Source organism: Parafrankia sp. BMG5.11 (genome assembly GCF_004337455.1).
The window spans coordinates 15,138-37,083 of record NZ_SJXI01000059.1 but is presented as its reverse complement, the minus strand read 5'-3'; the positions used below and the strand labels follow the sequence as shown (position 1 = coordinate 37,083).

The window sequence follows — 21,946 nt, the reverse complement described above, 5'->3', positions numbered from 1 at the left end:
GTACCGCGGCGGCGGGCGGGTCAGACGCGGGCGGGTCAGGCGGACGTCACGACGGGCGCGGACGTCACGACGGGCTCGGCACCGCACGCAGGTGGCCGCGGCCACGGCCGCCGGGACCGCCGGGCGGCACCGCACCGGGACCAGCGGGACCGGCCGGACCGGGGGGCGGCTCCGACCCACGGCGCGGGGCGGAGTCACGCACGGCGTCGGCGAGCGCCTCGATGTCGTCGGACGTCGGCTCCTGGCCGGCCTGTTGGTGTTCGGCCTGCTCGGCCTCGATCCGGACCACGGCCCAGCCGAGCGGCACGGTCAGCCGGTCGGCGTGGACCCCACACAGGTCATACGAGTGCGGCTCGACGAACGGCGACAGCGGACCGAGTACGGCGGTGGACTCCGCGTAGGCGTAGGTGAGCGTGGCGATCGCGGCCGCGGAACAGGCCGAGCGGGAGCAGCGCCGAGGCTTCACGTTCCGGACGGTAGACCCCGGAACGGGCGACGGCCACCACCGCCCGCCGTGTCGCGCACCGACAGAGGTCACTGTGACGCAGTGGTTATCGCTCGGTTGCTCCACGCACACAATTACACCAGAACGTCGCACACGCTTCGACCAAAACCGCCTTCTGACGCCGTGTCGATCCTGGTCGGGCCCCCCTAGGTGGGGGTGTGGGTGGGGGTCCGGGGCCGACTTGCCCGGTTCGCCACGCGCCGCGGTGATCGCCGGACGGACCCGGCGTTACCCTGGCACGATGGCCGAACCAGCCAGCACGCCCAGGGTGCGCTTCCCCGCGGCCGGACGCCCGATCCCCGCCCGTCGGCGGCGGGACAGACGGGGCCGCGGCATGCGTGGCACGCTCCTACCCCCGGACGTGCCCGCCTACGCCACCCGCGGTGAGCGTTTCGACGACCTCGTCCTGGACGCGGTCGAGCACCTGGACCACCGGTGGTCCGCCGAGCTCGCCGACGTCGAGTTCGCCGTCGAGGACGTACCGCCGATCACGGTGACCGACGACAGCATCCCGCTGGCGCACTACCAGCCGGCCACCGGAAAGGGCCGCTCGGCCACGCCGCGGCGGATCGTCATCTACCGGCGCCCACTCGAAGCGCGCGCCGTCGACAACGAGGACCTCGCCGAGCTGGTCCTCGACGCGATCATCCACGAGGTCGCCGAGATGATGGACGTCGACCCGGCCGTGATCGACCCCGAAGGTCATGGCTGGGGCGACGACGAGGAGTAGGGCCCACCACGAGAGCCACCCGACGGGCTCAGAGCCGCTCACGACCGCCGACGCGGGGACGGAGACACGTGTGACCATCGGGGAGACCACACCAGCCAACACCGGGACGTCCGTTCGGAGGTGGGACGCGCGGACCGGTCGACCGGCGGGCGCGCCACGCGGGGCACCGCCGCCGCGTGCCCCGGTCCGCATCCTGGAGCTGCACGGCCGGGCACAGCGCTACGCCTGGGGCTCGCCGACCGCGATACCCGACCTCCTGGACGTCCCGTCCGACGGGGAGCCCGTCGCCGAGCTGTGGCTGGGCACCCACCCCCAGGCCCCGGCCGAGGTCGTGGACACCGGAACCTCAGGCCGGCGGGCGGCCGCCGACCTCGTCGGCGAGTTGCCCTTCCTGCTGAAGGTGCTGGCCGCCGACAAGGCCCTGTCGCTGCAGGTCCACCCGAACGTCGAGCAGGCACGCGCCGGCTTCGACGCCGAGCAGGCCGCCGGGATCGCTCCCGACGACCCGCGCCGCCGCTACCGGGACCGCAACCACAAGCCCGAGCTGATCGTGGCCCTGACGCCGTTCCGGGCCCTCGCCGGCATCCGGGCGCCCGGCGCCACCCTCGCGATCGCGCGCGGGCTCGGCCATCCCGGCCTGATCGCCGCGTTCGCGCCCCTGGCGACCGATCCGGCCGGCGGCGCCACCCAGGTGCTGCGCAGCCTGCTGACACTCCCCCCTCAGGCCGGCGAGGAGCTGGCCGCCGGGGCGGTCGCCGCCGCCGAGCGGGTCTCCCCCGACGCGGACGAGCAGTTGCGTCGCGCGGCCGAGCTCGTCCTGCTGCTCGCCGAGACCCACCCCGGGGACGTCGGCATCGCCGCGGCGCTGCTGCTCAACGACGTCACGCTGCGCCCCGGCGAGGGCCTGTTCCAGCCGGCGCGGCTGCTGCACGCCTACGTCCAGGGCGTCGGGATCGAGATCATGGCCACGTCGGACAACGTCCTGCGCGGCGGGCTCACCCCGAAGCACATCGACGTCGACGAGCTGCTGCGGATCCTCGACCCGCGCCCCACCAGCGCGCCGGTACTCACCCCGCGCCCGCTGGCGACCGGCCCCGGCGGCCAGCTGCGGGCCTGGGATGTGCCGGTGGACGACTTCGTCCTGCGCGAGGCTGTCTGCGCCGGTGGCAGCGTGGCGGTGCCCGACACGTCCGTGCTGCTGGCGGTGGAGGGCAGCGTCGAGGTCGCGGGCACGGACCTGGCGGGCTCGCCGCTGGCGCCGCTGACCCTGCGCCGCGGCGGCTCGGCCCTGGTGACCGGCCCGGCAGCCCTGACACTCACCGGCACGGGACGGGTCTTCGCCGCGGGCTCCCGCGTCTGAGCCCGGCCAGACAGAGAGCACACGCAGACCACTACACCTTCGTCCGGGCGGGGCGAGTGCCGCTCACCAGGCGACGCGCGGATCGGCCAGCGACGCCGGACCGTACCGGAGGCGCCACGCGCCGGTAAGCGGCACGACGGCCGAGACGGTCCACGGCACCAGCGCGGTCGCCACTCCCGCGGTCGGCGGCGCGGTGCCGAGGACCTGGCTCGCGACGAGCGGGCCGCCGGTGCCGACGACACGCGCGCCGACGCGGCCCGCCGGCAGCGGCGCCAGCACCGCGCGGCCCGCGCCGACCTCGAACCGGCGGCCGTCGACCCAGACGGTGGCGGCCCGCCCGGGCGCGACCAGGACGAGCGCGCCGGCCGTCCAGGCCGGTACCGGCGCCGCCGCGACGACCAGACCCGGCGGTGTCGGCCCGGCCGCGCCCGGGTCGCCGACGACGACGCCCGCCCAGCGGGGCCGCTCCGGAACGACCCCGGCGACCCAGGTACGCCCGTTCGGCGGACCGCCGCCCGACGCCGCGGGAGCCGCCGCGGCCACGCCGGTGGGCAGGCCGAGCGCCGCGACGATCCCGCCCCCGTCCGTCGACTCGACCAGCAGGGCGGACGGACCCGCCGGAGTCAGCGTGACCGGGCGGCGCAGCGCCGCGCCGGCCGGGATCCGCACGGCCTCCAGGCCGACCGGGGTGTGGCGACCCGAGGCCGTGATCACACTGACGCGTACGGTCGCCGCCGCTCCGGGAGCGGAGAGCACGAGATCGGCCGTTGGCGGGCCGGCGGCCGGTGCCCCCGCACCGCCGGACCCGGCAGGGGTGAGGAACCCGCCGAGCAGGACCCGGGTGGCCGGACCGGCGGTCGGCGGCACGGGCGTGGCCGCCGCCGGCCCGGAGCCGCTCGCGCGGTCGACCAGCCAGCTCAGAACCCGGCCGGTGTGCACATCGACGTCGACGGTGGTCACGGTCGCCTCGGGGGCGAGCTCGGCCAGGCGCCGGCTGACCGTGCGCCCGACCGGAACGGTCACCTCCACCCGGGGCGCCGTCTGGCCCGACGACACGGCGCCCACACTGACCCGGGCCGGCCGCGGACCGGTGTTCGTCCAGTACAGGACGGGATCGCGGCCGGCGACGGTGGCCGGGCCGGCGAACCACGTCCGCGCGCGGGACTGCTCGCAGCGGGCTCGCAGCGGTCCCGCTCCCGACCCGGGGGAGGTCACGGTCGCGGTGAGGCCGGCCGCGGCGGACCCGGTCGCGACAAGCCGCAACGGACCGCCGGCAGGCCCCCGCGCCACCGACTGGCCGCTGTCCGGGCCGCCCGGAGTTGGGCCACCCGAGTCCGGACGCGGCAGGTAGAGCAGCTCGTCGTGCTGGCGGTCGCCACCGAGCAGCGCGCCGCCACCGGATGGCCGGACCACCCCGTCGGGCCCCGAGCCGCGCACGACGTCCAGCAGCTGGGGCACCTGCCCCCTCAGACCGAGATCCGGGCAGTCCAGGGTGGCCGCGGTGACCGCGGTGACCGGTCTGGGGACGGCTGCGGGCGGACGAGGCCCCGCCGTGGCGAGCAGGGCCGCGACCACCCCGACCAGGCACGCCACCCCGGCCGGCACGACGATCCGCTTCACGTGGTCTCCGCCCGCGTGGCCACCGCGCGGCGGCCGCGGCGCCGGCGCGGGACGGCGGCCAAGGGGCCCGCGGCCAGCAGGAGCGCCCCGGCTGCGGCGGTCGCCAGCACGGCGGCGCGGTGGCGGTGGTGATCGTAGGAGACCTCGAGCAGGCCGCCCTCGGCCGGCAGGACGAACGCCTGCGCCCAGCCGTCCGCGACCGCCGCGGGCAGCGGCGCGCCGTCCAGGGTCGCCCGCCAGCCGGAATCGGCGGGTTCGGCGAGCACCACCCGGCGCCCCGCGGCGCCGCCGGGCAGCCGGGTCGGTCCGGCCGGACCGGGCGAGCCGAGCCGGAGCGGGGTCGTGCCCTCCCCGGCACCGGGGGCGGCGGCGACCGGGCGCCACAGCAGCACGTCAGGACCGCGCCTCTCCCGGGAGAGGCCGTCCACCGCGTCGAGCGCGGCCACCAGCGCCGGGTCGGCCGAACCCGCCGGGACGACGACCGCAGCCACACCGAACGCCGGCAGCGCGTCGGCGGCGTCCGGGGGACCGGCGGAGATGTCCGCCACGAGCGTCGCGAGCGCCCGGTCGGCAGCGGAGGGCGGCCGGTGTGGGGCGGCGGCGGGGAACCTCGGCCCGCCCTGGGCGGCCAGGCTGTACGCGACCGGCCCCGACGGGCCGGACCGGCGCAGCACCAGGACGCGCGCGCCTGGTCCGCCCGTCCGGCTCAGCGCGGCGACCGCGCGGGCCGGGCTCTCCTCCTGCGCGGGACCCGGGATCGGCGTCGCGGTGGCCAGGCCGGCGGCGAACGCCAGCACACATCCGCCGAGCAGGACCGCCCCGACCCGGGCCGTGGCCGGCGCCCAGCCGGTGGCCACACCACCGACCCCGGAGGACGCCCGACGGCCGAGCAGGCGGGGGTAGGCGGTGAGCAGCAGGCACAGCGCCGCGAAGAGGCACAGTGCCACGAAGAGGCAGAGCACCGCGGCCTGCCCCTCGTCACCGGGAGCGCCGGCCACCAGGCCGGTCAGCTCCGAGCCCGACAGGGACGACACAGCGGCGGGCCACCACCCGACGCCCCCCGTGACGAGGCCGGGCAGCAGGGGGACGGCTCCCGCGATCAGCACACCAAGTACCGGCACCGGCCCGACCGGCGGCGGTTGCGTGCCCGGCGGCCGTGATCTCCGGACGGCCCAGGCCGCCGTGGGCAGGCCGACCAGCGTGATCGGTGCCAGCACCGGCGCGCACGCGACGACGAGGGCCAGGGAGACGGCGAACCGCCAGCCCGCGCGCCCGCGCCCACCGGCGTCGGCGTCGGCGTCGGCGTCGAGGCCGGTTCCGGAACCGGAACCGCTCGCTCCGGCCCGGACCGTCCGGCCACGGAGGAACTCGTCCCCCGCCGCGAGAACGGCGGGCAGCACCGCCAGGGCGACGGCGGTCTCGATCCGGCCGGCCAGCACTGATCCCGTGACCGGCGGGGACACGCCGTACAGGGCCGCCAGGCCGAGCCTCGGGCCGCGCGAGCCGACGAGCCGTCCCGAGGCCCGGTACGCGAGGTAGGTCGCCGCGGCCGGAGCGACGGCGAGCACGATCGAGCAGGTCGCGGCCACGCTGAGACCGACCGGGGCGGCAACGGACGACAGCGCGGCGAGCAGAGCCGTCCAGGGCGGTGCGGAGCCCGGCCAGCCGAGCACGCCGCCCACGGAGCCCTGCCAACCGGACCACACCATGGACCACAGGTCACCGGCGTACTCGGGCATTGGCACGCCGCCGCCGACGGCGTCCGGTGGCAACCGGCGGACGGCCAGGCCAGCCGCCCCGAGGAACAGGGCCATCACCACCGCGAGCGCCCGCGGCGGGGCGACCGCGCGGGGACCACTCGGCGCCCGGTCGGCGACCGCGCGGGGTCGGGCCGACAGCAGCTCGCGCACGGCACGCCGCGGCACCGCCACGCACCGGCCGAACCGCACGCGCATCCGGAACAGGGGCCGCGGGCTGGCGAGGACGGCACCGGCGATCCACAGCTCGGTCAACGCGTCGCGCCACCGGCCGCGGGAACGCGGGCCGCTCGGATCACCGCTGTCCCGGGGCGGGAGGAGCAGGCGGGCACCGGCCCGCGCCGCGCCCGCGACCACCAACGCGAGCACGGCCGGTACGAGGAAGGGCGCCGCCGTCAGCGCGAGCCGCACCCGCGCTCCCGCGACCCTCCCGACACGGTCGCCCGCGCGAGACGCGCCGGACGCGAGAGGCCTGTCAGCGAGAGGCGCGTCGGTGCGTGCGGGCGGCGCGAGCAGCACCGCCGCCGGGGGCACGACGACGACCCGCAGGCCCGCCCGCGCCGCGCGGGCGCCGAGATCCAGATCGAGGCCGGCGGTCATGTCCGCGGCCAGGCCGCCGAGCCGCTCCCAGGCCGAGGCTCGCACGAGCATCCCCGTGCAGGAGACGGCCAGCACGTCCCGCACGGCGTCATGCTGACCGTGGTCGGGCACGCCCGGGACGACACCGGTGATCCGCCGGCCGGCCCGGTCGACCGTCACACCCGCCTCGAGCAGGAATTCCGGTCGGGCGGCGTCGAGCACCTTGGGACCGAGGACCGCCGCACCCGGGTCGACGCGGGCGTAGGTGAGCAGCCGTTCCAGGGCGTCGGGCCGTGGCAGGACGCCGTCGTGGATCAGCCAGTAGAAGGTGTCGGGCGCGCCGCCCAGCCCGCCGTGCCGGATACCGGCCGCGACCGCGACACCGAAGGACGTCCCGGCAGGCAGGCTCAGGACGTCCCCAGCGGGAAGGCCCGGGACGTCTCGGGCGGGAAGGCTCGGGACGTCAGGGTCCGGGCTCGGCTGCGTGGGGCCGTCTGCCGCCGGAACCCACTGCGCCGGGATTCGCTGCGCCGGGATCGCGGGGCCGCCGAGCGCGGGGCCGCCGAGACGGACGACCACGATCCGCTCGGGCGGGCGGGTCGACGCGGTCAGCGCGACCACCGGACCCACCGGACCCACCGGGCCCGCAGCGACCGTCGGGCCCGCAGCGACCGTCGCAGGCGCCGCAGCGGTACCAGTACTGCCGAGACCGTTTTGTCGCGGGTCGTGGCCGCCGGGCGCCGCGGGCTGATCCCGCCGCGTCACGACGACCGCTACGACCCGCTGACCGGGACGAACGGCTCCTCGGGAACGAACCGCCCACCGGTGGTGGTCGGCGTCCCGCGTTGGTCTCGTCATCGCGGGCGCCGCCTGGTGGATCCGCCGTCAGACTGCCCGGCGGCGCTGCTTGCGCCGTTCCCGCTCGGACATGCCGCCCCAGATCCCGAACCGCTCGTCGTTCTCCAGCGCGTACTCGAGGCACTCGACCCGCACCTCGCAGCCCGAACAGATGCGCTTCGCCTCCCGGGTCGACCCACCCTTCTCAGGGAAGAACGCCTCCGGGTCGGTCTGCGCGCACAGCGCCCGTTCCTGCCATTCCATCGCCTCGCCGAGCAGGTCGCCGAAGCCGATGTCGATCACCTGGGCGAGGGAGTCGGACAGCGAGCCGTCGCCTCGGGGCAGGGTGACGCCCCCGGGGCCGACCAACGCGCCGTCCCGCGCCTCGTCCTCGTCCTCGTCGCCCTCGTCGTCCACATCGTCGTCGAGGTCGTCGGTCGCGGAGTCGTATCCGGTCTCGACGAGCTCGGGCCGGCCCCGCCCGGGCATGACCGGCGGCGCGACCGCCATGGCGGACGCCGCGGCCGGGCGCGGGTGCACCGCTCCGGCCGCGAGTGCCGGCGGCCCGGGAACGGGAACGGGCAGCGGACGTGCCACGGGCCCTGACTCCCCGACCGGACCCGTGTCGTGCTCAGCGGGACGCTCGACGTCCGCCAGGACGGTGTGGACGCCCGCGTCGGTGTGCTCCATATGGACTCCTCCAGACCCGTCGCGGTGCGGTCGGCCACCCCCCCGGACGCCGGCGCACGGCGCCTGGGATCCATTCCGACCGGACGTCGCCTACCGCACGAGTCCCGTCGACGGGGGGAATGACACGCCGGTAATTACACGCGCCAGACTTGGCCGCGTCAACCCCACCGACGCAACATCTTCTACAACCAGCGATGAGACCATAGCTCACAGTCACTGGGGCTCGTCACGGAGGGTCCCCGTGGTCGCACCCTCCAATACGGAGAGTGACGATCGGGCGGACGCGCCGGAGGCCCTCCGGTCACACAGGACCGGACGAACACCCCATACCGGACGCCGAGATTCTCGGACATCTCACCCGAACCTACACCGATCACCAGCGCCGACCGCAGGCCACCGAGACCCCGGTCACAGACCGTCACCACATAAGCGAGCTGTGACGAGCTCTCAGGTCACGACAGTCAGCATGGTGCGCGCCGCGTCACCACGTGCGGTACCAAGACGCTCCGCGGAGACCACGCCATATGTAGTGGTCCGTTGCCGAGCGGGACGGCCCGCGGCCTGCGCGACCTCCTCCAGCTCGGCTATGGAGCGCCGTGAGCCGTGTTGCGAGCCCGCCATCCGGCTGATCGTCTCCTCCATCAGTGTGCCTCCGAGGTCGTTGACCCCACCGGCGAGCACCTGGACGCAGCCCTCCGTACCGAGTTTCACCCACGAGCACTGGATGTTGTCGATCGCTCCGTGCAACAGGATCCGGGCCATGGCGTGCACCGCCCGGTTCTCCTGAACGGTGGGGCCCGGTCGGGCAACCCCGGCTAGATAGATCGGGGAGCTGTGGTGCACGAAGGGCAGCGCGACGAACTCGGTGAACCCGCCCGTCTCCTCCTGGATGCGGCGCAGCAGGCGCAGGTGGGCCACCCAGTGCGCCGGGGTGTCCACGTGGCCGTACATCATCGTCGCCGAGGAGCGCAGGCCGACGCGGTGCGCGGTGGTGACCACCTCGACCCAGGCGGCGGTGGGCAGTTTGCCCTTGGTCAGCACCCAGCGGACCTCGTCGTCGAGGATCTCCGCGGCGGTGCCGGGGATGGTGTCCACCCCGGCCTCCCGGGCCGCCGTGAGCCACTCCAGCGTCGACAGCCCGGTGCGGGCGACCCCGTTGGCCACCTCCATCGGCGAGAAGGCGTGCAGGTGCAGCCCGGGTGCCTGCTTCTTGATCTCGCGGGCGAGCTCGAAGTAGGCGGTGCCCGGCAGGTCCGGGTGGATGCCGCCCTGGACGCAGACCTCCGTCGCGCCGACGGACCACGCGTCCCGCGCGCGGGAGCCGACCTCGTCCAGGGAGAGCGTGTAGGCGTCGGCGTCCGCGCGGCGCTGGGCGAAGGCGCAGAAGCGGCAGCCGGTGTAGCAGACGTTGGTGAAGTTGATGTTGCGGTTCACCACGTAGGTCACGTCGTCGCCCACGGTCTGGGCGCGCAGGGCGTCGGCGAGGCCGCACAGCTCTTCCAGCGCGGCACCCGTCGCCCCGAACAGGGTCAGCGCCTCGGCGTCGGTGAGTCCGGCCGGGTCGGTGCTGGCCCGCCGCAGCGCCGCGAGCACCTCCGGCTCCGCCCGGGTGATCGCGCCGCACGCGCCGTCGGTGGTTCCCGTGGTGGCTGTGGTCTCTTCGGACCCGTCCTCGGACGGGACGCCGCCACCGGCCGCCGTGCCGACCGGGACCACCGTGCTGACCCGAGCCGTGTCCTCGGTGGTCTCCTCCCCCGCGGCGGATGCCACGGCTTCCGCGGCACCGGCGCCCGCCCGGGTGCCCGTGCCGTAGATCCCGTCCACCCCGGTGCCGGCGGCGCGCACCTGCTCGCGCAGGCCGGCCCAGTCGCCGTAGACGGAGTCGAAGTCGGAACGGGTGGCGGAGTGTCGTCCCTCGGTGTCCACCGCGGTGTGCAGGTCGGTGCGGCCGCTGTTCCCCAGGCCGCCGTCGGGCTCCTGCCACGGCAGCCCCGCCGCCCGGGCGCCCTCGGCGAGCAGCCCGTCCGGACCGGCCAGCGCCGCCACGTGCCCGGACAGCCGCGGGTCGATCCACGGCTCGTCCAGGTGTGTCGGGTGGACGGTCAGCCGCGGCCGCAGCGTGAAGCCCGCCGCCGCGGTCACCTCCCGCAGGACGTCCAGATCAGGCCAGGGCCGCTCCGGGTTGACGTGGTCCGGAGTCACCGGCGAGACACCGCCCCAGTCGTCGAGGCCGGCGGAGAGCAGCAGCGCGCACTCGGCGGTGTCGACGAGGTTCGGCGGCGCCTGCACCCGCATCCGCGGGCCGAGCACCAGGCGGGTCACCGCCACGGCCGCCGCGAGCTCCTCGGCGCCGACGTCCGGCTCACCGCGCATCGCGGTGTCATCCTTGGCCCGGAAGTTCTGGACGATGACCTCCTGGACGGACCCGTACTCGCGGGCCAGCCCACGCAGCGCGAAGATCGTCTCGGCGCGCTCGACAGCCGTCTCGCCGATGCCGAGCAGCAGGCCGGTCGTGAAGGGGATGGAGAGCCGCCCGGCGTCGGCCAGCACCCGCAGCCGGACGGCGGGCTCCTTGTCGGGCGAGCCGTAGTGGGCGCCGCCGGGCGTCGACCACAGCCGCGTCGCGGTCGTCTCCAGCATCATGCCCATCGACGGCGCGACCGGCTTGAGCCGCGCGAGCTCCGACCAGCTCAGCACGCCGGGATTGAGATGCGGCAGCAGGCCGGTCTCCTCCAGCACCGCGATCGCGACGGCGCGCAGGTAGCCCAGCGTCGAGTCGTAGCCGTGGGCGTCGAGCCACTCCCGGGCGGCCGGCCAGCGGTCCTCCGGGCGGTCGCCGAGGGTGAACAGCGCCTCGGCGCACCCCGCCGCCGCCCCCGCGCGGGCGATGTCGAGCACCTCGTCCACCGTCAGGTACGGCGCGGGCAGCCGGTGCGGGACGGTCGCGAACGTGCAGTAGTGGCAGCGGTCCCGGCACAGCCGGGTGAGCGGGATGAAGACCTTCGGCGAGTAGGTGACGACGCCGGGCCGCCCCAGGGAGGCGAGGCCGGCGTCACGCACGCGCGCCGCGGAGGCGCACAGGTCGGCGAGATCCTCGCCGCGCGCCGCGAGCAGGATCGCGGCCTCGGTGACGTCCAGGGTGACGCCGTCGCGCGCGCGGCGCAGGGCGCGGCGCATGGCGGCGGCGGACGGCGGCGGTTCCTGCCGGTGCCGGCTCCCCTGTTCCGGGGCCACCGCCTGCCCGGGTCGTGATCCGTCCGGTACCGCCGCCGTACTCGTCATGCGTTCACCCTGGGTAGTCGATGGATGATCGTAGGTGGATGTCCCCGCGGGGCCGGGCCGCCGTCAGGGCGGGTCGGCGCGGGTCCAGGTCAGACTGTGCCGGCGCCGCGGGTGGCCCGGGGGCCGGCCGCCGGGTTCCGCAGCCGCTCGAGGGTGCCGATGAGCAGGTTCGTCCGCCTGCGGGCGGCCAGCGTGTCGGTTCGCGCGGCTCCCGGCGCGGACGCGCCGCCGCGCAGGTCCGCGTGCCGGGCGGCCGCGACCTGTGGCGCGCGGGCCCCGGCGAGGGCTCGGTTGAGGGTGGCGGAGAGGGCTTCGAGGCTCTTGGTCGTGCGGGGGCTCCTGGTAGTCCGGGGGGTCCTGATCGCGGACATGGCGGTCCTTCCAGCGACGTGGAGAGCTAGGTCCATCTCACAGCTCTCTCTAACCAGAATCAAGAGATGGCTCCTACCGGCGCGGATCGTCACGCGCGGCTACCGTCCATCCCCTCCCCGCGACACGGGAGCCGCATGACGGAGCGGGCGGGACGACGCGGGTACCGGACAATCCCCTCCTGCCCCCCGCCAGGGTCGTTACGCTGATCAGGTGCCACGCAACCGCCAGGAGGTCCCGCGCGAGGAACGGATCGACGCGCTGCTCGCGGTCGCCGAGCAGCAGTTCCTCGCCCGCGGGTTCGCCGGTACCTCCATCGCCGAGATCGCCCGCGCCGCCGGCATCGAGCCCGGCTCGGTGTACTGGTACTTCCGGTCCAAGGACCACGCGTTCGCCGCCGTCCTGAACCGCCTGCTCGACGGCGAGGTGGACCGCATCGCGGAGCTGCCCGGCGAGGCGGCACAGAAGCTCTTCGCCGCGCTGGACTCGGTCGAGCGACGCCGCACGCTGCACCCCTGCGTCGCCGAGCGCGCCCCGCACGCCCCGCCGATCATGGAGTACCACGAGCGGCTGCACGAGTGGCTCCACGGCCTGGCGCTGAGCGCCGTGGCCGACCTGGTCCCCCAGCCCGACCACGAGATCGCCGCCGACGCCGTGGTCGCCACGATCGAGGGTGGCCTGGCCAATCCGGCGCCGAGCCGGCCCACCAGCCATCTCGTCCGCTACCTGCTGGCGTCACTCGCCGCGGTCGAGCACTCCCCGAACGCTCCGGCCACCGAGGTCACCACCACCAGCTGAACCACGACATCCGAGGGCGGGGCCGGGGGCCCCGGCCGCCGAGTCGGTGTCCGCGAGGCCCGGGGTTGCCGGCCGGGGTGCCGGGGTGTCGGGGCGGTGCGGGTGCCAGGATGATGCGACGTGAAGGTCACCGCATTGGCCGGCGGCATCGGCGGCGCGCGTTTTCTGCAGGGTGTCCGGGCTGCCCGCCCCGACGCCGAGATCACCGTGATCGGCAACACGGGTGATGACATCACGCTGCACGGCCTGCGCATCTGCCCAGACCTGGACACCGTGATGTACACCCTGGGCGGCGGGATCTCGGCCGAGCGCGGCTGGGGCCGGGAGGACGAGACGTTCGTCGTCTCGGCCGAGCTGGCCGCCTACGGGGTGGGTCCGAGCTGGTTCGGGCTCGGCGACCGCGATCTCGCCACCCACCTCGTCCGCACCCAGATGATCGAGGCCGGTTACCCACTCTCCGACGTCGTGACGGCGCTGTGCGACCGGTGGAAGCCGGGGGTGCGCCTGCTGCCGATGTCGAACGACCGGGTCGAGACCCATGTGATCATCACTGATGACGAGGGACGTCGGGCCGTCCACTTCCAGGAGTGGTGGCTGCGGATGCGGGCGCAGGTGCCCGCCGAGGCGATCCTGTCCGTCGGTGCCGCCGAGTCGAAGCCGGCGCCGGGTGTGCTGGACTCGATCGCGGACGCCGACGTCGTGCTGATCGGGCCGTCCAACCCGGTGGTCTCGATCGGGACGATCCTGTCGGTGCCGGGTGTCTCGGACGCGCTGCGGGTCACCCTGGCCCCGGTCATCGGCGTCTCACCGATCATCGGGGGATCGGCGGTCCGCGGGATGGCCGACGCGTGCCTGAAGGCGATCGGTGTCGAGACGTCGGCGCGCGCGGTCGGCGCGCACTACGGCGGCCGGCACCGTACCGGCGGTGCCACCTCCGGGGGAACGACCGAAGAGCTTGGTCACGGTCTGCTGGACGGGTGGCTGGTGGACGTCGTGGACGCGGCGATCGCGGCGGACCCCGACGCCATACCCGGAGCTACCGTGAAAGCCGTACCGCTTCTCATGACCGATCTGGAGGCCACTGTGGCGATCGTGGAGGCGGCGCTGGAGCTCGCCGGTGTCTGACCTGTCCCCGGTGGGGACATCCATGTCGAAGGACGGACCGGAACCCGCGGAGGCGTCGTTCCCGGGCGTCGCCGCACCCGAGGCGGAAGGCCCGCCCCCGGTCGGCGGCGAAGCCCCGGTCGGGGAACCTCCGGCGGTGGAGGACGCGCTGCCGGCCGAGCAGTCCGAGAAGTCCGAGAAGTTCGAGAACTTCGGGAAGTCCGACGAGCAGGTGGGCACGGGCGCGGCGGAGCAGGTCGGCGAGGAGCCGCTGGCGGAGCGGGAGCTGCGGATTCTGCCGCTGGGCGGGATCGGCGAGGTGCGGCCGGGCGACGACCTCGCCGCGCTGATCGCCGTGGCCGCGGCCACGGGCGCCGGGCCCGGAGGCGGCCCCGGGCTGCGTGACGGTGACGTCCTCGTCGTGACGTCCAAGATCGTGTCGAAGGCCGAGGACCGGCTGATTCGGATCGAAGGCGACAGAGAGGCCACGCGCCAGGCCGCCATCGACGCCGAGTCCGTGCGCGAGGTCGCGCGCCGCGGCCCGACCCGCATCGTCGAGACGCACCACGGCCTCGTGCTGGCGAGCGCGGGGGTGGACGCGTCCAACATCGCGAAGGACTCGATCGCGCTGCTGCCGGTCGATCCCGATGCCAGTGCCCGCACGCTGCGGGACGGCCTGCGCGACCGGCTCGGCGTCGACGTCGCGGTGATCATCAGCGACACGGCCGGGCGGCCCTGGCGGCGCGGGCTGACCGACATGGCGATCGGCGTCGCCGGGATGGCGGCGCTGCGCAGCCACATCGGCGACATCGACTCCTACGGCAACGAACTCGGGATGACCGAGATCGCCGAGGCCGACGAGCTGGCCGGCGCGGCGGACCTGGTGAAGGGCAAGCTCGGCGCCACACCGGTGGCGATCGTCCGCGGGTTCGCGCGCCGGCCCGACGACGGGAGCGGGTCACGCGCGCTGCTGCGGCCCTGGGACGAGGACATGTTCCAGCTCGGCACGGTCGAGGCACGCCGCTCGGCCCCGTTCGCGCGGCGCACGGTGCGGGAGTTCGCCGACCTCCCGGTCGACCCGGCGGCGGTGCACCAGGCGATCGCCGCGGCGATCACCGCGCCCGCTCCGCACCACACCACTCCGTGGCGGTTCGTGCTGGTCGAGGCGCGCCGGCACGCCCTGCTCGACGCGATGGCGATGGCCTGGACGGACGACCTGCGCCGCGACGGGTTCGACGAGGACTCGGTGAGCAAACGGCTGCGCCGCGGCGACGTGCTGCGCCGGGCGCCGGTGCTGATCGTCCCGATGATGGTGACCGACGGCGCGCATCCCTACCCGGACGAGCGTCGGGTGCGGGCCGAGGAGCGGATGTTCACCGTGGCGCTCGGCGCCGCCGTGCAGAACCTGCTGGTCGCGCTCGCGGCCGAGGGCCTGGGCTCGTGCTGGGTGTCGTCCGCGCTGTTCTGCGGGGAGGTCGTGACCGACACGCTGGACCTGCCGCGCACCTGGACGCCGATGGGCGTCGTGGGTGTGGGGCACCCGGCCGCACCAGCGCACCCGCGGCCGACCCGTGACATCGCGGCGTTCGTCGTGGAGCGCTGAGCCGGGGCCGGCGCCCGGTACGGCCGCGCCGACGTCCGCCGGCGCGGAGCGGCTGGGGCCATGGTCAACGGCGCGGGGGCCTTCCGCTCGCCGGCCGGAAGGCTACGATGGCATTCACTTAATGGTCATGTTGAACTACGTACGGCTACCGTCCGGTTCATAGGACGTCCGGTTCGCGCGATCTCCGCCTGTCGGCGGACAGGCCCCGATCTCGCCGATAGTGGCGGTCGGCGGCGGGTCGGGCGGACCGCGGCGGCTCAGGCGTGTTCGACACTTCGTAGGATCGGGCCCCGTGGGGAAGAAGAGCGTCGCGCGCAACGCCCGTCTGGAGGAGCTCCGCCGCGAGCAGAAGCGGAAGGAGCGCCGGCGGGCACTGCTGATCTACGGCACCTCCGGCTTCGTCGCGCTCGCCCTCCTGGCCGGGATCATCGTCTACAGCGTCTTCGACAATCGGTCGAAGAACAAGGAGCGCAGCGTCGGCTACGTCGCCGCCGCCTCCCCGGCCGCGGTCACCGCGAACTGCACCGGGATCCGCAACGACCAGTCGTACGGCAACCAGCACGTGGGAGCCACCGACACGGTCGAGTACAAGGACTCCCCGCCGTCGTCGGGCAACCACGAGTCCGACCCGCTGCCCGACGCCATCCGGTTCTACAACCCGGACTCGGGCATCCGCGCCGAGCGGGCGGTGCACAACCTGGAGCACGGCTTCGTGGTCGGCTGGTACGACGCGAAGCTGCCCGCCGACCAGGTCGAGAAGCTGCGCACGGTCGCGGCCGACGCCGGGAACCGCTTCATCGCGATGCCGTGGACGCGCAACGACTTCGCGGGCGACCAGCACTTCGTGCTGACCGGCTGGGACCGCACCCAGCGCTGCGGCACCGTCTCCGCCGACGTGGTGAAGGAGTTCGTCCAGAAGTGGGCGAACCCGCCGCTCGACGGCGTGACCTGGGACTCGCCGACCGCGGCGGAATCCGGGGCCGCGGGTGGGACTCTGAACGTCACCGAGGACGGCCCGATCGACCCGGCGGCCGCGGCCGCGGGCGGGGTGGTTCCCGGCGCCGGCACGATGACCCAGGCCCCGACCGCACCCTGAGCCGGCGCTCCGGCGCGCTCGGGGGCGCGCCGGAGCGGTCAGGCGGTGCCGGTGCGGATCGGCATGAGCAGGTAGCGGTAGTCCTCACCGTCGTCCTTGCCGGTGAGGACCGCCGGCTTGCTCGAGGCGATCTCCGGGTCGGCGGTGGCGAACCCGATGATGGCCTCGTCGCCCTCGACCGCCGCCAGGCCGTCCAGCAGGAACGCGGGGTTGAACAGCACCGACAGCTCCGGGCCGTCGTACTCCACGGGCACCAGCTCGGACGCCTGGGCGCCCCCGCCGTCCCCCGCCTCGGCCACGACCTGGCCGGCGGAGAACGTGAACCGCAGCGGCGCCGTGCGCGTCGCCACCAGTGCGACCCGGCGGACGGCGGCCGCGAGCACCGCCGTCGGCGCCGTGACGGTGAGCTCCGACGTCTCCGGCAGCAGCCGGCGGTAGTTCGGGAAGCTCCCCTCCAGCAGCCGGACGATCGTCTGCCGGCCGTTCACCGACAACCCGAAGCGCGGGACCCCGGCCTCGTCGACCCCCATCCCGAGCATGACCCGGGACGCGGTGGTCGGCAGCTTCGCCACGTCGGCGAGCAGCCGGGCCGGCACGTGCGCGACCGCGTCGGGGTCGTCGACGGTGGGCTGCCACGGGATCGTCCGGACGGCGAGCCGGTACCGGTCGGTGGCGACCATCGTCAGCCCGCCCCGGGCGATCTCGAGCCGGACGGCGGTGAGCACCGGCAGCGCGTCGTCCCGGCCGGCGGCCGGGGCCACCTGCGCGACCGCCGCGGCGAAGCCGAGCGTGTCCACCTCGCCGACCGGCGGCGGGAACGCGGGCAGCACCGGGTAGTCCTCGACGGCGAGCGCCGGGATGCGGAACCGGGCCGCGCCGCACTCGATGATCACCCTGGTCTCGGTGGCCTCGACGACCACCGGCGCGTCGGGCAGGTTGCGCACGACGTCCGCCAGCAGCCGCCCGGGCACGACGACCCGGCCGGGCTCGGTGACGACGGCCTCGACCGGGGCCCGCGCGGCGACCTCGGAGTCGAACGCGGAGACGGTGAGCGCCGGGCCCGGCGCCTGGGCCTGATCCCCGGCCTGGTCCTGGTCCGGGGTCGGCATGGTGGCTTCCAGCAGCAGGCCCGTCAGCACCTGCTGGGCGCCGGCGGTGGGCTTCGGCACGTACCGGGCGGCCCAGCCCGTCGCGTCGGCGAGTACGTCGCGTTCCACGCTGAACCTCATGCAGGGATTGTCGCGCCGGACAACGCCGAATCTCCGCATTCCGCAGACCGCCCACCGCTCGCGGCGGCGCGGCAGGCCTGTCACCAGGGCCGTTGATGCGACATCCCGGGGACGTGGGCGGGGCGGGAGCCGGCCGCCGCCGCCCTGCCGCCCCGCCGGCTCGACGCGCCGCTGCCCCGTCCGCTCGACGTGCCGAGGGCTCGACGGCTCGCATGGCGTGTCACGCCGCAGTTCGCGCACGCGGCGGACCAGGTTATCCGCGACGACATTGCGCCGGCTATTGCGCAGCACCTTCAGGTACCCCCGACGAGGTGGGCGCCACTGATCGAAAAAGACCCGTCTATCGTTTCCAGTCAGTGCTACCCGTACTGCTGGGACCTGTGGGGGGAACCATCGTGGATAAGCTGACCGAAGATGCGAGCCGCGAACCGGCGCCACCGGCACGGAAGGTTCGACGAGCAACCATCGGCGGCCATAACCCCGCGCTCGACGGACTGCGTGCCCTGGCCGTCCTGACGGTGCTCTTCCACCACATGGACCTGGTGCCGGGCGGCTACCTGGGCGTCGATCTCTTCCTGGTACTCAGCGGGTTCCTCATCACGGGCCTGCTGCTGGCCGAGCGCGACCGGGAGGGCTGGATCTCGCTGCGCGCCTTCTGGGCCCGCCGTGGTTTCCGACTCCTTCCCGCCTTCTACATCTTTGTAGCAGCCGGCATTCCGCTCGTCCTTCTCGTCAAGGACACCGACGACCAGTGGCAGTTCCTTCGCAACGGGCTCGCAGCCCTCTTCTACGTCGCCAACATCCAGCGCACTCTGAATCCTCCGGACAGCGGCGCATGGTTCGGGCACGTGTGGACGCTCTCCCTCGAGGAGCAGTTCTACCTGCTCTGGCCGATCGCCCTGGTGCTGATCTGCCGCAGCGAGCGCTGGCGGCGGCGCCTGCCGGAGATCCTCATCAGCGCCGTGATCCTGGTGTTGATCTGGCGGGAGATCCTGATCGGCAGCGGCGTGTCGAACTTCCGCATCTACTTCGCGCCGGACACCCGCTTCGACTCGCTGCTCGTCGGCTGCCTGCTCGCCACCTGGCGCCACGAGGCGCTGCGTTCGGCGGCGGACGGCACCGCCGTGGCCGGCGACCTGTCCCGGGTCGCGGGCAGCCGCACCGCCCAGCTCCTGGCCCGGGCCGCTACGTTCGGCCCGGTGGGCCTGCTGGGCCTGGTGATCCTCTTCTTCACCGGTCCCGATCTGCACGGCCCGCCGAACTGGATGGCCCGCGGTGGCTACCTGCTCGTCGCCGTGCTCGCCGCCGTCGCCGTCCTGGGTGCCGACCAGCACCGGCCCGGCTGGTACGACCGGGTGCTCAGTGCCCGTCCGGCCGCCTGGGTGGGGCGGATCTCCTACAGCCTGTACCTGTGGCACTTCCCCGTCACCGGGGTCGCCAACGACTCGCTCGTCCCCCGTTTCGGCCGCGTCCCGGCGGCCGGCGCCGCCCTCGTCGTCAGCCTCGGGCTCGCGTCGGCGTCCTACTACTTCGTCGAGCGGCCCGTGCAGCGCCGCCGGCCGGCGTGGGTGAACGCCCGCGGCACCGCGCCGCGCCGCGGCCGGACGTCGATCGTGACGCCGTCCGCCGAGCCGCTGCTCGCCACCACCCAGCCGCTTCCGGTGAACGGCGATTCCGAGCCGGTTCGGCGCATTCACTCCTGAACCACCACCGGCCGCGGACCAGCCAGCCGCACGCCAGGTGAAATGAGCCAGCCGGCCGCAGGTGACGACTGTCAGTAATGACGTCGCCCACGGCCGGCTGGTCGTCGTTTGGGTGCTAGCCGCCTGACGTGGCAGAACGGAACGGCCCCGCGCGGCGCGCGATTGCCTTCCGTGACGGCGCTCCAGAGGCAGGGCTTTCCGCGCCCCAGCATGCCCGGCCCAGGTGCCAACTTCTTCACAGCTTGCCCTAATATGGCCGGCTGCACATCCCTCGGTATCCGGATCGTCGCATTGCGCGCACATTGATCTGCAGGCCGTCGGCTGTCGCGGACGTCGGCGACCACTCGCGACGCGTCCTGATCCTGCGTGTCCGAGGGAGTAACCGGCGTGTCCGGAAACAGCGCACCCACGCCGAACGGCGCCGAGCCCGACCCGTTCACCGATCCGTTCGCCGATCTGGTCCTCGACGAGGCCTTCATCGCCGGAGCCACCCGATACGAGGCCCCAGCCCGGACGAGAGCCGCGGTCGCCCGCTTCGGGCCACTCGAAGACGGTTCGACGCCCTGGCGCTCGTACGGCGGCGGCCGGCCACGGCGGGCGGGAGGTGCCTCCGGACCACTGCTGGGCCGCGGACGGGCGTCCCAGCCGATTCCGGAGATCTCGCCGCGGCCGCGGTCCCGGGGGCGGATCGTGCTGGCGCTGATCAGCGTCGTGCTGCTCTCGACCACCGTCTACGGGTTCGTGGCCTCGGCCGTCGACAGTCCGCCGTCCACCACGCTCTCGGCGGACCCGCCGACCCCGGCAGGTAGTGCCTCCGGCCGCGACGCCATCGCCGAGGAATCGCTACCGGATCTCTACCGGCGGGACTGGACGGCCGGTCACTGCTACACCTGGCTCCAGCGGGACGTCTCGACCGCGGTCAACGACGTCCCCTGCGCCGGCCCGCACCTGTTCGAAGCGGTCGGCCCACTCGACGTCGGCTCCGCCTATCCCGAAGGGGCGACGTACCCGTCGCCGGCCGAGTGGGTAGTGCTCGGCAGGCGGCAGTGCGAGCCGCTCATCACCGCGTATCTCGGCTACGGGCTCGACCCGTTCGGGCGCTTCGGCACGAGCGTCCTCCACCCCAAGGAAGCGGAGTGGGACACCGGCGAGCGGGACATCGTCTGCGGCCTCTCACTCCATCCCTCTCCCACGGCACCGTACGAGGTGCCCGACCTCGAAGGACAGGTCCGCGGAGCCGACCAGGCGCTGACCTATCCCACCGGGACCTGCTTCCGCACGAACGCCGAGGGCCGCAACGAGGTGGTCCCCTGCGAGCAGAGCCACCATTCGCAGAGCGTGGGCACGGCGACCCTGGCAGACACCGCCGAGGGCGCACCGAACAGCGCGCCTCTCTCGGCGGAGCGGCTCGACGAACTCATCGACGCGGCCTGCGCACCCCGCATCGCGCCCTATCTCGACCGGGGATTCGGGGGCGCGTCCGTACAGGGCGGATCGCATTCCCTCCCCCCGGCAAGCCGGTGGGTGGGAACCCGATCCACCACCTGCACCGTGAGCCTCGTCGACCGGAACGGCAGAAAACTGGAGACGACCGGCCTGCTCAGCCCGGACGACGACTCGGGGTCGTTCAAAGCGAACGTATGACAGCGGATCCCCTACCTGCTCCGCCCGAGCCGGAATCGAGCGGTGACCGCACTCGAACGTTACAAAAATTCTGGAGAAAAACGTCATGAGAAAAACCCGGAGGCTTACGGTAGCCGGGCGGAGTCGGCCGTTTCGGCCCGACATCGCAGGCCGCCCACGCCCACGCTCCGGCAGCCGCGGGCGGGCGGGCATCGTAACCGGACTGGCATGCCTTGTCCTCGCAGGCTGCGAACCAGGTTCACCGTCCCGGCCCGCCCCGATCAGCGCGCAGGTTGACGGAACACAGCATTCCGCACGGGGCGGTCCGGCGACGACGGCACCAACCTCCGGAACGCCGCACGACTTCCAGGTCGTCATTCCGGGTCAGACCTCGGCCCACGGCACTGCCGGAACTCCAGAACGGCCCTCGACCCCGGGTGCTCCCGGAACCATGTCGCCCTCGGGGGCGGTGGCGTCCCCTTCGCTCCCAGCACCTGGCCCTACGGCGCCAACTGGTCATGGACCAGTCCCGCCGCCTCCCCCGGCTCCGACGGTCCTACCCAGGTCGGCACCGCCGCCGGTGCCCGGCCCGGCACCCCGCCCGACGACCCGAGCGGCGACGACACCACCGGCAGCTAAGGCCACAGTTCCGAACGTGCGCGGCCTAACCCGACCGGAGGCGACAGACACTCTTCATCGGGCCGGGTTCTACAACATCTCCTTCTCCGAGGGATGCAGCACAAACGGAGAGCACGAAAAAGTCAATGGCCAGACTCCGGAGGCGGGCACTCCGACCACCTTTGACGCCCCGGTCGGCATGCATATCCATATTCTCAACTGCGTATCGATCCCGGACGTCGTGGGCATGCCGATGGGTAGCGCCGTCGACTATCTCGGCAGGCTGGGTTGGACACCCGTGGCCGGCCAGGGATGCGCCGTGGGCGACAACAGCGTGGTCGCGGCGATGACCCCGGCCAGTGGTTCCTACGCCCGACCTGGATCCCGAATCCAACTCGATCCGAAGTGCCGCTGAGCCATTCAGTGTGTCCGAAGGAGTAACC

At 74.1% G+C, this 21,946-nt stretch carries 16 protein-coding genes; 9 read left to right on the top strand and 7 right to left on the bottom strand.

What is annotated here, in order from left to right; all coding sequences use genetic code 11:
• Positions 1 to 64: 64 nt before the first annotated feature.
• Positions 65 to 466, bottom strand: coding sequence for a DUF3499 domain-containing protein (locus E0504_RS33115; RefSeq protein WP_112105835.1), 402 nt, complete (start codon positions 464 to 466; stop codon positions 65 to 67).
• Positions 467 to 839: 373 nt separating this feature from the next.
• On the opposite strand from E0504_RS33115, the gene E0504_RS33110 reads away from it, so the two are divergent.
• Positions 840 to 1,235 carry a metallopeptidase family protein gene (locus tag E0504_RS33110; RefSeq protein ID WP_041254899.1) on the top strand — a complete coding sequence of 132 codons (396 nt, stop codon included), beginning with the start codon at positions 840 to 842 and terminating at the stop codon, positions 1,233 to 1,235.
• A 70-nt stretch (positions 1,236 to 1,305) separates the two neighbouring features.
• The gene (manA, locus tag E0504_RS33105; protein ID WP_131626539.1) at positions 1,306 to 2,595 is read left to right on the top strand and encodes a mannose-6-phosphate isomerase, class I; all 1,290 of its coding nucleotides are present in this window, start codon (positions 1,306 to 1,308) and stop codon (positions 2,593 to 2,595) included.
• Between the two features lie 63 nt (positions 2,596 to 2,658).
• On the opposite strand, the gene E0504_RS33100 is transcribed toward manA, so the two are convergent.
• The 5 genes from E0504_RS33100 to E0504_RS33080 all read right to left on the bottom strand — a co-directional run bounded on the left by E0504_RS33100 (position 2,659) and on the right by E0504_RS33080 (position 11,731).
• Positions 2,659 to 4,215, bottom strand: coding sequence for a DUF5719 family protein (locus E0504_RS33100; RefSeq protein WP_131626538.1), 1,557 nt, complete (start codon positions 4,213 to 4,215; stop codon positions 2,659 to 2,661).
• Positions 4,212 to 7,181 carry a glycosyltransferase gene (locus E0504_RS33095; protein ID WP_243657732.1) on the bottom strand — a complete coding sequence of 990 codons (2,970 nt, stop codon included), beginning with the start codon at positions 7,179 to 7,181 and terminating at the stop codon, positions 4,212 to 4,214. The genes E0504_RS33100 and E0504_RS33095 overlap by 4 nt, the downstream gene beginning before the upstream one ends.
• Positions 7,182 to 7,436: 255 nt before the next feature.
• Entirely contained in the window at positions 7,437 to 8,078 is a 642-nt protein-coding gene (locus tag E0504_RS54465) for a WhiB family transcriptional regulator (RefSeq protein WP_020463309.1), read from the bottom strand.
• A gap of 447 nt (positions 8,079 to 8,525) precedes the next feature.
• Positions 8,526 to 11,360: a bifunctional FO biosynthesis protein CofGH gene (locus E0504_RS33085; RefSeq protein ID WP_112104947.1), complete on the bottom strand. Its 2,835-nt coding sequence runs from the start codon at positions 11,358 to 11,360 to the stop codon at positions 8,526 to 8,528.
• A gap of 89 nt (positions 11,361 to 11,449) precedes the next feature.
• Positions 11,450 to 11,731 carry a hypothetical protein gene (locus E0504_RS33080; protein ID WP_112104946.1) on the bottom strand — a complete coding sequence of 94 codons (282 nt, stop codon included), beginning with the start codon at positions 11,729 to 11,731 and terminating at the stop codon, positions 11,450 to 11,452.
• 211 nt (positions 11,732 to 11,942) lie between these two features.
• Between E0504_RS33080 and E0504_RS33075 the strand changes: the two genes are divergently transcribed.
• The 4 genes from E0504_RS33075 to E0504_RS33060 all read left to right on the top strand — a co-directional run bounded on the left by E0504_RS33075 (position 11,943) and on the right by E0504_RS33060 (position 16,330).
• Positions 11,943 to 12,527 carry a TetR/AcrR family transcriptional regulator gene (locus E0504_RS33075; RefSeq protein ID WP_071064544.1) on the top strand — a complete coding sequence of 195 codons (585 nt, stop codon included), beginning with the start codon at positions 11,943 to 11,945 and terminating at the stop codon, positions 12,525 to 12,527.
• A gap of 120 nt (positions 12,528 to 12,647) precedes the next feature.
• Positions 12,648 to 13,652, top strand: a complete 1,005-nt coding sequence (cofD, locus tag E0504_RS33070) for a 2-phospho-L-lactate transferase (RefSeq protein WP_131626536.1) — start codon at positions 12,648 to 12,650, stop codon at positions 13,650 to 13,652.
• Between the two features lie 22 nt (positions 13,653 to 13,674).
• Positions 13,675 to 15,234 carry a coenzyme F420-0:L-glutamate ligase gene (locus E0504_RS33065; RefSeq protein ID WP_112104944.1) on the top strand — a complete coding sequence of 520 codons (1,560 nt, stop codon included), beginning with the start codon at positions 13,675 to 13,677 and terminating at the stop codon, positions 15,232 to 15,234.
• Positions 15,235 to 15,526: 292 nt separating this feature from the next.
• The gene (locus tag E0504_RS33060) at positions 15,527 to 16,330 is read left to right on the top strand and encodes a DUF3105 domain-containing protein (RefSeq protein ID WP_112104943.1); all 804 of its coding nucleotides are present in this window, start codon (positions 15,527 to 15,529) and stop codon (positions 16,328 to 16,330) included.
• Positions 16,331 to 16,368: 38 nt separating this feature from the next.
• On the opposite strand, the gene dnaN is transcribed toward E0504_RS33060, so the two are convergent.
• On the bottom strand, positions 16,369 to 17,559 hold the full coding sequence (gene dnaN / locus E0504_RS33055; RefSeq protein WP_112104942.1) for a DNA polymerase III subunit beta: 1,191 nt from the start codon (positions 17,557 to 17,559) through the stop codon (positions 16,369 to 16,371).
• Between the two features lie 395 nt (positions 17,560 to 17,954).
• Here dnaN and E0504_RS33050 point away from each other — a divergent pair, with 395 nt between their 5' ends.
• The 3 genes from E0504_RS33050 (at position 17,955) to E0504_RS51485 (ending at position 21,918) form a co-directional block, all read left to right on the top strand.
• A complete protein-coding gene (locus E0504_RS33050; RefSeq protein WP_071064536.1) occupies positions 17,955 to 19,262 on the top strand; it encodes an acyltransferase in 1,308 nt (435 codons plus the stop codon).
• A gap of 387 nt (positions 19,263 to 19,649) precedes the next feature.
• Positions 19,650 to 20,906 carry a septum formation family protein gene (locus tag E0504_RS33045; RefSeq protein ID WP_112104941.1) on the top strand — a complete coding sequence of 419 codons (1,257 nt, stop codon included), beginning with the start codon at positions 19,650 to 19,652 and terminating at the stop codon, positions 20,904 to 20,906.
• Positions 20,907 to 21,540: 634 nt separating this feature from the next.
• Complete coding sequence (locus E0504_RS51485) at positions 21,541 to 21,918, top strand: PASTA domain-containing protein (RefSeq protein WP_207974631.1); 378 nt, start codon at positions 21,541 to 21,543, stop codon at positions 21,916 to 21,918.
• The last annotated feature ends 28 nt before the right edge of the window (positions 21,919 to 21,946 follow it).

What these genes read in the sequence shown, in the direction of transcription:
- E0504_RS33080 (WP_112104946.1), bottom strand. Translation starts at nt 11,731, where the DNA reads ATGTCCGCGATCAGGACCCCCCGGACTACCAGGAGCCCCCGCACGACC.
- E0504_RS33110 (WP_041254899.1), top strand. Translation starts at nt 840, where the DNA reads ATGCGTGGCACGCTCCTACCCCCGGACGTGCCCGCCTACGCCACCCGC.
- dnaN (WP_112104942.1), bottom strand. Translation starts at nt 17,559, where the DNA reads ATGAGGTTCAGCGTGGAACGCGACGTACTCGCCGACGCGACGGGCTGG.
- E0504_RS33085 (WP_112104947.1), bottom strand. Translation starts at nt 11,360, where the DNA reads ATGACGAGTACGGCGGCGGTACCGGACGGATCACGACCCGGGCAGGCG.
- E0504_RS33065 (WP_112104944.1), top strand. Translation starts at nt 13,675, where the DNA reads ATGTCGAAGGACGGACCGGAACCCGCGGAGGCGTCGTTCCCGGGCGTC.
- E0504_RS54465 (WP_020463309.1), bottom strand. Translation starts at nt 8,078, where the DNA reads ATGGAGCACACCGACGCGGGCGTCCACACCGTCCTGGCGGACGTCGAG.